The organism is Streptomyces sp. NPDC005070 (genome assembly GCF_053600395.1).
This window is the reverse complement of sequence record NZ_JBSFZS010000016.1, coordinates 83,954-94,241: the sequence shown is the minus strand read 5'-3', so window position 1 is coordinate 94,241 and position 10,288 is coordinate 83,954. Positions and strand designations below refer to the sequence as shown.

Annotated in this window: 11 protein-coding genes; all 11 read right to left on the bottom strand. The window is 68.6% G+C overall.

All coding sequences use genetic code 11. From position 1 onward, the window contains the following. Positions 1–497, bottom strand: a 497-nt coding sequence (locus ACWEBX_RS08400) for a DUF2637 domain-containing protein (protein ID WP_451884127.1), incomplete at its 3' end; no start/stop codon positions are given. A gap of 93 nt (positions 498–590) precedes the next feature. Then, the gene (locus tag ACWEBX_RS08395; protein WP_451884126.1) at positions 591–3,914 is read right to left on the bottom strand and encodes a LysM peptidoglycan-binding domain-containing protein; all 3,324 of its coding nucleotides are present in this window, start codon (positions 3,912–3,914) and stop codon (positions 591–593) included. Next, a complete protein-coding gene (locus ACWEBX_RS08390) occupies positions 3,914–4,360 on the bottom strand; it encodes a pilus assembly protein TadG-related protein (RefSeq protein ID WP_451884125.1) in 447 nt (148 codons plus the stop codon). The genes ACWEBX_RS08395 and ACWEBX_RS08390 overlap by 1 nt, the downstream gene beginning before the upstream one ends. Then, on the bottom strand, positions 4,360–4,809 hold the full coding sequence (locus ACWEBX_RS08385; RefSeq protein WP_451884124.1) for a TadE family protein: 450 nt from the start codon (positions 4,807–4,809) through the stop codon (positions 4,360–4,362). The genes ACWEBX_RS08390 and ACWEBX_RS08385 overlap by 1 nt, the downstream gene beginning before the upstream one ends. Before the next feature lie 5 nt (positions 4,810–4,814). After that, positions 4,815–5,240, bottom strand: a complete 426-nt coding sequence (locus ACWEBX_RS08380; protein ID WP_451884123.1) for a TadE family protein — start codon at positions 5,238–5,240, stop codon at positions 4,815–4,817. Further along, a complete protein-coding gene (locus ACWEBX_RS08375) occupies positions 5,240–5,455 on the bottom strand; it encodes a hypothetical protein (RefSeq protein WP_451884122.1) in 216 nt (71 codons plus the stop codon). The genes ACWEBX_RS08380 and ACWEBX_RS08375 overlap by 1 nt, the downstream gene beginning before the upstream one ends. A gap of 41 nt (positions 5,456–5,496) precedes the next feature. Further along, on the bottom strand, positions 5,497–6,381 hold the full coding sequence (locus tag ACWEBX_RS08370) for a type II secretion system F family protein (RefSeq protein ID WP_451884121.1): 885 nt from the start codon (positions 6,379–6,381) through the stop codon (positions 5,497–5,499). Further along, positions 6,378–7,331, bottom strand: coding sequence for a type II secretion system F family protein (locus tag ACWEBX_RS08365; RefSeq protein WP_451884120.1), 954 nt, complete (start codon positions 7,329–7,331; stop codon positions 6,378–6,380). The genes ACWEBX_RS08370 and ACWEBX_RS08365 overlap by 4 nt, the downstream gene beginning before the upstream one ends. Beyond that, entirely contained in the window at positions 7,328–8,803 is a 1,476-nt protein-coding gene (locus ACWEBX_RS08360; RefSeq protein WP_451884130.1) for a CpaF family protein, read from the bottom strand. The genes ACWEBX_RS08365 and ACWEBX_RS08360 overlap by 4 nt, the downstream gene beginning before the upstream one ends. Further along, on the bottom strand, positions 8,793–9,614 hold the full coding sequence (locus tag ACWEBX_RS08355) for a hypothetical protein (protein WP_451884119.1): 822 nt from the start codon (positions 9,612–9,614) through the stop codon (positions 8,793–8,795). Before ACWEBX_RS08355 ends, ACWEBX_RS08360 begins: the two co-directional genes overlap by 11 nt. Continuing rightward, positions 9,614–10,231, bottom strand: coding sequence for an SAF domain-containing protein (locus tag ACWEBX_RS08350; RefSeq protein ID WP_451884129.1), 618 nt, complete (start codon positions 10,229–10,231; stop codon positions 9,614–9,616). The genes ACWEBX_RS08355 and ACWEBX_RS08350 overlap by 1 nt, the downstream gene beginning before the upstream one ends. Positions 10,232–10,288: the final 57 nt, after the last annotated feature.

Genomic DNA, 10,288 nt, shown 5'->3' with positions numbered 1-10,288 from the left:
GTGGGGATCGGGGAGAGCAGCCAGCGGGTGATGCGGACGCCCTCCATGTGCTTGTCGGCCGTGATGTCGGCTATGCGGCCGATCGCGTGCCGCGCCGCCTCGACCGAGACCACGAACAGCACCGGGATGACCGCGTGCATGCCCACGCCCAGCGGGTCCGGCCAGGCCGCCGCGCCGTTGAACGCGATCGTCGCCATCGTCAGCAGCCAGGCCGTCTGGCGCAGCATCGGGAACGGGATGCGGATCCAGGTCAGCAGCAGGTCGAGGGCGAGCAGGACGCCGATACCCGCGTCGATGCCGATCGGGAAGACGTACGAGAAGTTCCCGAACCCCTTCTGGAGCGCCAGCTCACGGACCGCCGCGTACGAACCGGCGAAGCCGATTCCGGCGATGACGAGCGCACCGGCGACGACGATGCCGATGAGAATCTTGTGCGCTCGGCCCAGATGTGCCGCTGTGCTGTGTTCTGGTGTCACGCGCTGCTGGCCCTTCTGCATGGCTGCTATTGGTGCGTGTATGGGCAGTGCCATGGGCCGGGGTGGGTGTCTGGACTTCGGGCTTACCTTGATGGTCGATCCACTGAGACGTGATCATGGAGTGGCCTTGCGGCTGGTGTTGAGGAGTTCCTGGATGAGCTGTTCGGTTTCCAGTTCGAGGTCGCAGTCGAGGGCGTGCGTGACCTGTTGGATGCGGGTGATTGCGGTGTGCAGGCCGGGCCGGTTCCCGGCCGTCCACTCCACCATCAGCCAGTCCCGATAGAGCAGTTCCGCACTGTCGTCGACGTCAAGGCCGGTCACGATGGCTTTGCGTGCGGCGCCGAGATCGTGGTGGAGGCCCTGCTGGGTCCGGTGGGTGGCGACCGTGTGGGCGACGTCGATGATCCGGATGGTCATCTCCTGCTGATGCGGTTCGGCCCACGCCGGCGCCCGCGTACCGAAGGGGCGTCCCCGCACGAGGGACAGAGCCTTCTCCAGGTCCGCCAACCCTGCCGGACCATGGGGGAGCGCGCGTTCGGCGAGTTGGACGAAGCGGGTCCAATCGCAGCGCACGCCGTCAGCGAGCGTGTAGGGGTCGTCTGCGTTGCGGCGGCGCGGCACGTAGGCCTCTCCGCGTGGATCGTTGCCCAATGCTCGGCGCAGGCCCTGAAGGCGGGCATTGAGGGTGGAGGCCGACCAGGGACTGAGGGGGTCCATGTCGGTGCACAGGACGTCGGCAGTGCGGTTGGGACGGAAATAGAGGAGTGCGGCGAGTTGAGCTGTGCGCGGTCCGTGGCCGGTGCGGCCGAGGCCATCCACATCCACCGGACCCAACACCCGGATCTCGGGTCCGCTGCCGTCTTGCGAGACGATCGCGTCGCTGGTGCCCGCATCAGCCAGGGCCAAGGCCTGGGCCTGTGTTCGTTCCGCGGCGCTGGTGTCTGCCTCGTCGCCGCTCGCCTCTTCGGCCCTGTGCAGGGCCTCGATCCCGCCGGTAGCGGCAGGCGATGCGTGCGGCAGCCACAGTGCGGCGGGATCGGCTGAAGCCTCCAACAAGGCCGGGAACACAGCATCGTCGGTATCCGTGACGGCTGCTCCTGAGCGGTTTTGGGACGGTGGGGAAATCGTGCCGTTGACGCTGGGCGGTTCCTCTTGCCGGCTCGGCTTCGCCGACCTGGTGGTACTGGGTTCGCCCGAAACGTGCTGCCAGACCCCCTCCGCTGTGTGGGCCGGCTGTCCGGAGACAGCGAGCGCCGTGATGATCTGCTGGTAGGCGGCGTGTTCCAGGCGTTGCACCGTGATGTCGATGCCGAGCGAGTCGAAGCGCTGCGGTGTCTGTGCAGAGACGGCGAGGATGTCCGCCTGGGGGAAATGACTGGCAGTGGTGCCGGTCGGGGCGATCAGCGTGACTGGAATCTGCGTGGCTTTTCCCAGGACGTCGGCGAACTGCCAGGCCGTGTCGTCATCCAGCGCTGTCGAGCACAGCACCACGTAGGGGTGGTTGGCGGTCTCGGGCATCTGGTGGACCTCCAGCAGCCGCTCGGTCAGATCGCGCAGCGCGTGCGCCGCCTGGCGCATGTGCGCGATCCGGGAGTTCGGCATCAGGTGGGGGAGGTCCTCGCCGAACCCGACGGCCACGATCTCGACATCCTTCGCCCACGGGCTCATGCCCAACTCCAGCGCCAGCGACGTGCACACCTCGCTGATATGGACAGGATTGCCGTCCAGCAACACGACGGGCAGCCGGGCCAGATCAGCCAGGACAAGATCACCGGACTCCGTGCTGCCCACGGTCACCAAAGCCGGACACGGCGGCGCAATCGTGCGAGCCTCCTCCTCGTCCAAGAGTTCGGCGCCGGCCTCGAGTTGCCACCAGGGCGCCGCACCCGCCACGAACGGCACCTGCGGTGCGGAGGCAAGGTCATCGGGCAGCACATGGACGGTGTGGGCATCCAGGCGCGCAGCGCGCAGGACAGGCACGTCCCGACCGTCCCGCTCAGCGGCGTGGACCATCGTGCGTAGCGCCACGTCCAGGCGAGCGGTGCCGGATGGTTCGGCGGCCGCCGCGAGCTGTGCCTCGGCAGGCGCGACCTCCGCTGTGATGGCGATCATCTCGCCCGGTTTGCGGCGTCTGCGCTGCAGTGTCCTGCGCAGTGCGAGGGCCGCCGTAACGGCGGCCGCCAACAGTGCGCCAGCACCCAAAACGGTGCGCAGATTCAGCAGGCCGCTGGCCCGGGCGGGCTCGGCGCTCTCGGCAGACGGGGTGGTGCCCGGCCGCGCTGTGGGGGTGGCAGGCTTCGCCGACTCGTGCGGGGACGCACTGGCCGACGGTGTGCTCGAGGCTGACGACTCGGGCACGCCGCGTTGGCTCGGTGTCGCGGCCGGCCTGTCGTCCTGCTCGCCGGCTCCTTCAGAGGGCGGCTTGTGATCGGGCGGAGTGGGTGATGCAGAGGGCGGCTTGCTCCTGGCGCCGTCGCTGCCCTGACGGTCCGCGGACGAGCTGCCCGGGCCGGGGCGGGCACCAGGCACGATGACGTGCTGGCCCGCGTAGATCATGTCGGGGTCGGTGATGACCGGCAGCCCGTTCGGCTGCCGGTGGCCCTTGCTGGCCTGGAACAGGGCGGGCCATGCTGCGCCGTCACCGACCTCGTCCTGGGCAATCTTCGACAGGGAATCACCAGCATGGACCGTGACGACGTGCTGCTCACCCTTCTCGGCGGCCACCGGCGCACGCTCTTCGGTCTGCGCCTGCAGCCCCTGGGGCCTCGAACTTTCCGGCATGGCCAGCTTCCAGCCCGGCTGCAGGAAGCTGTTGGACCGAAAGACGTGCCCGTCGGCCATGGTGCGTCCCTCGTTGAGGTCGGCGATCTCCCGCCACCGTTCCCCGTCGCCCAACTCCCGCTCAGCGATGCTCCATAGGCTTTCCGCGGGCCGTATCTCGCGCACCGTGTACGACTCACTCGCCTCTGCGGCTAAGCCATGCGAGTCCTGGCCTGCACGCGAATTCTGCTCGCTCTCGGATGCCTGGCCGGGGATACGCGCTGCGGTGGTGGCCGGGGACGCCTGGGCATCCGAGGCGAGGGCCGAACTGGCGGGCACCAGGACCAGGATGCTGCCGACCAGAAGAGCAGCGGCGCGCTGCGAGGCACCCAGCCCGCGCGGGGCATGCCAACGGCGGCCGCGCAGTTGCGCGGCCAACTCCAGCAGCGTGCAGAACGTGAACTGAGCCCACCCGATCCAGCCGACTGCGACCAGCACGAGAAGGAACACGGCCCCGGTGTCCTGCCGGTCCAGCAGGTGCGCCAGGCCATCGTGGCTGGACGCCCAGATGACCGGGGTGGCCCAGGCCAGCAGCAGCGGCAGAGCGCCGACCGTGGCCGCCAGGACGAGCAGACTCACACCGGCCTTGAACAGCCGGCCCAGGATGGCAGTGCGCATCAGTTTCCTTCGGGTGCTGTGACGCCGTGCAGGAGGGTCGCGGTGGCATGGCCGGTCACCGGCAGCGAGCCGATCCCGACGGCCGACAGGAAGGCCGTGTCGCTAAAGCCGTGAACGGTGACCGTGACCCGCTTACCGTCCCCGGACACGCTGACGGTGCCGGTGGCTCCGGCGGAGCGCAGGTAGGCCTGCGCGGCAGCAGTCGCGTCCTGCGGGTCGACGGTGATCGACTTGCCGGTGACAGCCTGGGCGGGGTCGATGGCCTGCCCCCCGGCCCGGGCTGCTTCGCCCGCGATGTAGTCGGCGCGTTCTGTGGCGGCCATCTTCGCGCCGCCGTCGACGGCCACACCGATGATGCCGATCAGCGCAAGGACACACACGGCGACGAACACCGTGACGCCCCCGCGGTCAGTGCGCGCTGGCCCCTTCGCCCACGGGGGAATCATTACGCCTCCCGCTGCCGGTACAGATCGACGACGGACGTTGCGGTGGACGTGAGCGTTCGTGCCCCCGGTGTTCCGGGCAGCAGGAGGTCGGACAGCGTGACGGTGCAGGTCACCGTCACGGTCACCGTCCCCACTTGGCCCACGGGCACGCTGAGGCCGCCGGTGTTGACGTGGACGGTGGTGGAGGCGCAGGTGATGCCCTGGTCGGTCAACGATTCGGCGGCTGCGGCGTGTGCAGCATTCTGGGCGGCGGCTGCGGTGCGGTGGATGGACGCCTCCCGCGCCGCGTCCTCGGCTGCCGCATCGATCTTCGCCTCGGAGGTGACGATCCGCCCACCGGCGATCGCCAGACACAAAAACATGATCAGCGACGGGAGGATGATCGCAGCCTCGATCGCCACACTGCCGTCATCACCGCGGCGCCTGCCAGACCACCCAGCTTCACGCATCCTGTTCACCCCCCTGGAACCGTCCACCGTTCGACCGCCCCGGACGCCGACTGCCGCACCTGCAATCCCGCAACTCCCGGGATCATCGACATGGCTGTCCCGGACACCTGCACCCGCACCCGCTGCCCGTCGCTGCCCGCAGCGACGCTGTAACCGAGCAGGCTGTCACCCGCCGTCCGCTCCAGAACGTCCCGGGCCCGGGCGGCTCCGTCGCCGGGGCCGGCCTGATAGGAGCGGGCGGCACTGGCCCCTTCACGGGCAGCGGTCAGAGCAATCTGCCGCGCGTAATACCACATAGACGCCTGGATGACGGCGATGGTGGCGAGCAGCACGAACGGGAAGACGATCGCCATCTGAACGGACGTGTCACCGCGGTCCTCGCGCCAACGCCGCCCCCGCCACCAGCCCCTCACCCCTCCGGGAGCCGGCATCACAGGCCAGAAAGCTTGCCGTTGTACTTGGCGATCACGACAGCGATGCTTCCAGCGATCAGCACGGCCCCAGTCACAGCAGCCACCCAGATGATGACGGTCGTGGTACTGATATCCCCGCGATCCGGCCGGCGCCTAGCCTCAGCCAGCCCCTCCTGCAGACGGGTCGTCAGCCAATACGCGGCCCGGTAAGTATGGGCTGCGGTGTTCCTCATGATCTTTCCCTCTCTCAAGTGGTGAGCACGTCGGGCGTGTGTCAGACGGTGAGCATGCGGATCACGGCAGGGAACGCCATCAGCAACATCACCAGCACAGCGAGCAGGGCTCCCGGGGCGGTCATCTTCTCGCTGGCAGCGTTCGCCTCCGCGGCCTGATCGGCCAGGAGTTCGGCGTTGAGCGCGGCGGTGCGGGCGCGCAGTGCTTTGTAGACGGCGGCCCCATCGGTGGCCGAGCCGCGCATGATGTCGGCGACGTCACCCAGGACGGGCAGGTCGTACTCGGCGGCCAATTCCGCGAGTGCCTGATACGGCGGGATCTTCTCCAACCGGGCCCGGCGCAAAGCACCTTGCAGAAACAGGAAGGGCCAGCCGCGACCGACCTCGGCGGCCTTCTCCAACGCCTCCGCAGGGCCGGCATCAGCAGCCCGTTTGAGTGCGACCAGGTCCAGATAGGCGGACAGGGCGTGCGCGAACTCCTCCCGTGCCCGCTTCGCCTGGTCCCGCACCGCGAGGTCTGGGGTGATGAACAGCAACCCGGCGACGATGAGTCCAACGCCGGCGGGCACATAGAACGGCAAGCCCACCCCGGCGATGATCCACGGAATCGTTGCGATCACCGGACACAGCAGGCCCAGAGCAGCGAGCGCCACCTTCTTGAGCATGAACTGGCCCGGGCCCTGCCCGATCAGCGCCAGGTTGACGGCAGGCACCCGCACACCCGGCACGCGCCCGACGCGGGCCAGCAGCCACCGCCCCCACACCTCGTCACGGTCCAACTCCGGCTCGGGCATGGTCAACGTCGCAGGCGCGCTGCGCGCGAGCGCGGGCGCCAAAGCAGGCTGGGGACGCAGCAGTTCACGCACGAGCAGGGCCAGACCGGCGCCGACTGTGCCACCGGCGGCCACGACGGGAAGCAGGTTCACGGTGTGGCTCCCTCGGGCAGTCGGCCAGGCTCGAGCAGCAGGTCCGCCTCCGCGGCGGGGGCGGGCAGCCGGACGGTGCTGGCCGGGTCGGTGACCAGGAAGCGCGGGATACGGCGGAAGGTGCCCAACTGCCGCATCAGAGCGAGGACTCCGACGAACCCGGCCGTCAGGAAGGCCAGCACCAACTGCCCCAGCAGAGTGGAGTAGGGCCTGGTGTAGGACGGCACGAAGAACCCGGCCACCACCACGCCTGCGGTGATGATCGCCATCCATCGCACCGTGGTTCGCGGCTTCGCCCGGTCCGCCTCGATAGCGCGCTTCTTGGCGACCTCCTCACGGACCGTGCCCGCCAGGTCCTCCAGCGCCTGCGCCAGACCCGGACCTCGATCGTTGACGGACAAAATGAGCGCGGCGACTACCTTGTCGGCGGTGACATCGTGGAGTTCCTCAGCGAAAGCGCGCAGCGCCTCCTGCGGCCGCCAGCCCAGCCGCAGCCGATCGGACAGGTTGGTGATCTGCCCGGCAAGCTCCTGCGGCGCCCCCTGCCGGCTGGTGATCATTGCCTGTTCCAGGCCCATGCCCAGGCGCAGCAGGCCAGCCAGTCGCTGAGTCCACTCGGACAAGCCCTCCAACTGACCGATACGTTCCTGCGCCAACTGCGCCGGGCTGATCAGCCAGGGCACGCCAACCGTGGCCGCACCAAGCAGTGCACCGCCCACGAAGTTCCCCGAGACCAGCCACACCCCAACGAACACCACGACGGCCGCAGCCGTGAGGACCCGCCGACGCAGCTGGGCATCCTCGCTCTGCTGAAGTCCATTGCGCCGGGCCTGCCACCGCTGCAACAGCGGAGCCCGGCGTGGAGCGGTCGTTCCCACCACGCCCGCCACAACACCGATCAGCCCGGCGGCCAGCGTCATGCCACTGAGCAGCGCCCACAGCAGCATCATCGGCCCGCCACCACCTTCAGCGGCAGCGGGGCAGCCCACGCCCCATAGGGCTGCTGCAGAAGGGCGGAGTCGAAACCGACGCGGCGCAGGTCATCGACACAGCCCGGGTCCATCCGCGGCACTGCCCGCAACTCGCCGAACTCGCTGCCGGGGGAGAAGATCTCGTTGGTGGCGGGGCGGCCGTTCTCACCGATCCCGGTCAACTCCAGAATGTGGGAGACGTAGCGGTGACGGCGGCCGCCGATCTGCGTCTCGTCCGTCATATCGACGTAGACGACGAAGTCCAGGCCGTTCGCGGTCTGCCGATAGGCAAGCTGCTCGGACAGATTGTCCTGAGCGAGCGCGTACAACTCGGCGATCCGGTCGAAGACGATGTCCGGGCGCCGGGCGTGGATGGTGCACAGGTTGCCGCCGGAGCCATTCGTCAGCGCCTGCATCATCGCCACGACTTCGGGTCCGCGAACCTCACCGACCACGATCCGCTCCAACGACATTCGCAACGCCGGGTGCATCAGGTCCAAGAGAGTGACCTCGCCGGCGCTGCGGCCACTGACGTCCTTCTCCCCGTTGGACTCGCGCCCGACCAGGGAGACGACCTGGCGGTGGTAGCCGTTGGAGTGCGCGAACAGTTCGTCCTCGGTCTGGATGGTTGCGAACCGGCACTCCGGATCGAACTCGCGTAGCATCGCGCGCAGCAGCGTCGTCTTCCCCGCCTTCTGCTTCCCCGCGATCATGATGTTCTTCTCCGCGCGCACGCACGCCCCGAGGAACTCACGCAGCACCGGATCGATCGTGCCCAGACGAACCAGATGATCCAGGTCGGCGTGGGAGACCCGGTGCCGGCGGATCACCGCATACGTCATCGGCCCCAGCCCCGTAATCGCCTGAAGACGGGACCCGTCCTGCAACGACAGCGCCAGCGTCGGGTTCGCGGTCGAGATCGTGCGCTCGTTGTGCCCAGAACTCCGGGCTAACTCCCTCAGCAGCTCCAGGAGTTCTTCCTCGGAGTCGGCGATCGGCCCGACCATGCGGCGCTCACCATCGCCGTAGTCCAGCCACACCTCGCCCGGACCTTGGATGATGATGTCCTCAACCCGCTCATCGTCCAAGTACGGCTGCAGCCGGCCCGCCCTAAAGAGCAGGTCATACACGCCACGGCGCAGCGCCTCATCCTGCTGCGGCGTCATCGCCTGAGCATCCGACCACAAGGCAACCGCCTCGTTGATCCAGTCCAGACAACGCTGCTCCTCGCCGGCCCGGTCCATGTCCGGCGTGCTCTTCAGTAATTCCTCACGCTGCTTGGCCACCTGGGCAGCGATATGCCGGGCAACCCGGTAGTCCACCGTGACCTGCGGCGCCGAGCTGCCCAGCGTGCGCGTACTCGAGGCCGTACCAGCAGATGCCACCTTGGCCGGACGGGGACCGAGCGGCGGAGCCACCGTCGGGTCAGCGTGCAAAGGCTTACCGCGCATCAGGAACTCCCGAAGCGAACGCGGCACGCGGATCAAGGCGCGCACGCCGTACAGCGGCCCGCTGCACCAGCAGGGCGCCAGTCGTTCGTGCCGCCCTCATCAACTTCGACCTCGTGAAATGCCGCGGCTGCTCATCACCGTCGGACAGCACACGGGCATCCTTCGGTGCATAGGGCAGCGTGGCCACCACCGGAGCCTGCAGCACCCGCTGAACTTCACCCGCCGGGTAGGGGCCCTCGTCGATGACCAGCAGCCCGACGTCCCCCACCTGCTCCTCCAGCTGACGCACCCGCCCCTGCGCGGCCTGCAGGCAGCGCAGGGTGTTGCGCACCACCACCAGCACCGCGTCGGCCTGCTCGGCCAGGACACCGGAAGGGCCGAACGCGCCGCGCCGGCCAAGGTCCAGCAGAACGTCGTGACCGTGTTCCGACTCGATACCGCGGAACATCTTCGCCAGCGACTTCCACACCGGGCTCAAGCTCGCGGCCTGCGCGGGATCAGTGATGCCCGGCAACAGCAGCCGGTCAGGCGACGCGTCGGGCGCACTGTCCTCACCGTTCAAGTCGATCAACTGGCGCCAGAAAGCCTCGCCGAACTCTCCCTTCCGGGCCGCCACCGACAGATTGGGTAACCCATAGCGGTCACCGAGCGTGCCCTGCAACAAACCGTGCAGTACCGCCCCGCCATCCGGATCACACTCGGCCAAAATCATCCGCCGCCCCGGCTCCAACGGCCAAGCCAGCAACAACGCGAGCGCACTCGTCGTCACACCGGGCGCACCGCTGCACCCAGCGAGTGCTATCACCGCCATCAGCGGCCATCCGGAGCAGCGAGGACCATACGCAGCGTGCCGGCCGCCACCCACGCCGCGACAGTCGGCCCGTCATCGGCCGACGTGGCGACGTCAACGACCACAACACCCGTACCCGGCGCCGCGTCGGAAGCCTTCACAACCCGGCCAGGCAGCGTCCGCGGCGGACTATCCGATGCCTTGTCCGTCTCGGTCTCACCCTGCGCAGGCACATGGACCAGCTGAACCTTCTGACCTGGCACTAGTACCGTCGCCGGAATCTGCTCAGGTTTGAGCCCGATCGGCACCAACTGCTCACCTGCCTTGACGAGGTTGTCCTTGGTCACCTGCGAGGGGGCCAGGAGCGAGCCAGGCCGCAGCTCTACGGCAGCCCGTTTGCCCACCACCTGATCCAGGTCACTGACGTGCACCGCCTTCACCGCCGGGTCCAGGGCGATCGACGCCTTGCCCAGGTCCTGCTCGGTGAGAACCTGACCGACCTGCACGTCACGGACCACCGTGACTACCTCAGTACGGTGCCCGACTTGCAGCAGCAGGACCGCCACACCGGCACCACCAGCCGCGATCAGCGCCAGCGACAAAGCGATCACCCCCGGACGGCGCCGACGCGCCGACACCCGAGGCGGGCTCACAGGGCCAGCCCCGCTGGTCTGCTGCGGCAGCCCACGGTCGGC

Excerpts from the sequence above, each read along its gene's own strand:
- ACWEBX_RS08395 (WP_451884126.1), bottom strand. The coding sequence starts at position 3,914 with ATGCGCACTGCCATCCTGGGCCGGCTGTTCAAGGCCGGTGTGAGTCTG.
- ACWEBX_RS08360 (WP_451884130.1), bottom strand. The coding sequence starts at position 8,803 with ATGCGCGGTAAGCCTTTGCACGCTGACCCGACGGTGGCTCCGCCGCTC.
- ACWEBX_RS08375 (WP_451884122.1), bottom strand. The coding sequence starts at position 5,455 with ATGAGGAACACCGCAGCCCATACTTACCGGGCCGCGTATTGGCTGACG.
- ACWEBX_RS08380 (WP_451884123.1), bottom strand. The coding sequence starts at position 5,240 with ATGCCGGCTCCCGGAGGGGTGAGGGGCTGGTGGCGGGGGCGGCGTTGG.
- ACWEBX_RS08390 (WP_451884125.1), bottom strand. The coding sequence starts at position 4,360 with ATGATTCCCCCGTGGGCGAAGGGGCCAGCGCGCACTGACCGCGGGGGC.
- ACWEBX_RS08365 (WP_451884120.1), bottom strand. The coding sequence starts at position 7,331 with ATGATGCTGCTGTGGGCGCTGCTCAGTGGCATGACGCTGGCCGCCGGG.
- ACWEBX_RS08385 (WP_451884124.1), bottom strand. The coding sequence starts at position 4,809 with ATGCGTGAAGCTGGGTGGTCTGGCAGGCGCCGCGGTGATGACGGCAGT.
- ACWEBX_RS08355 (WP_451884119.1), bottom strand. The coding sequence starts at position 9,614 with ATGGCGGTGATAGCACTCGCTGGGTGCAGCGGTGCGCCCGGTGTGACG.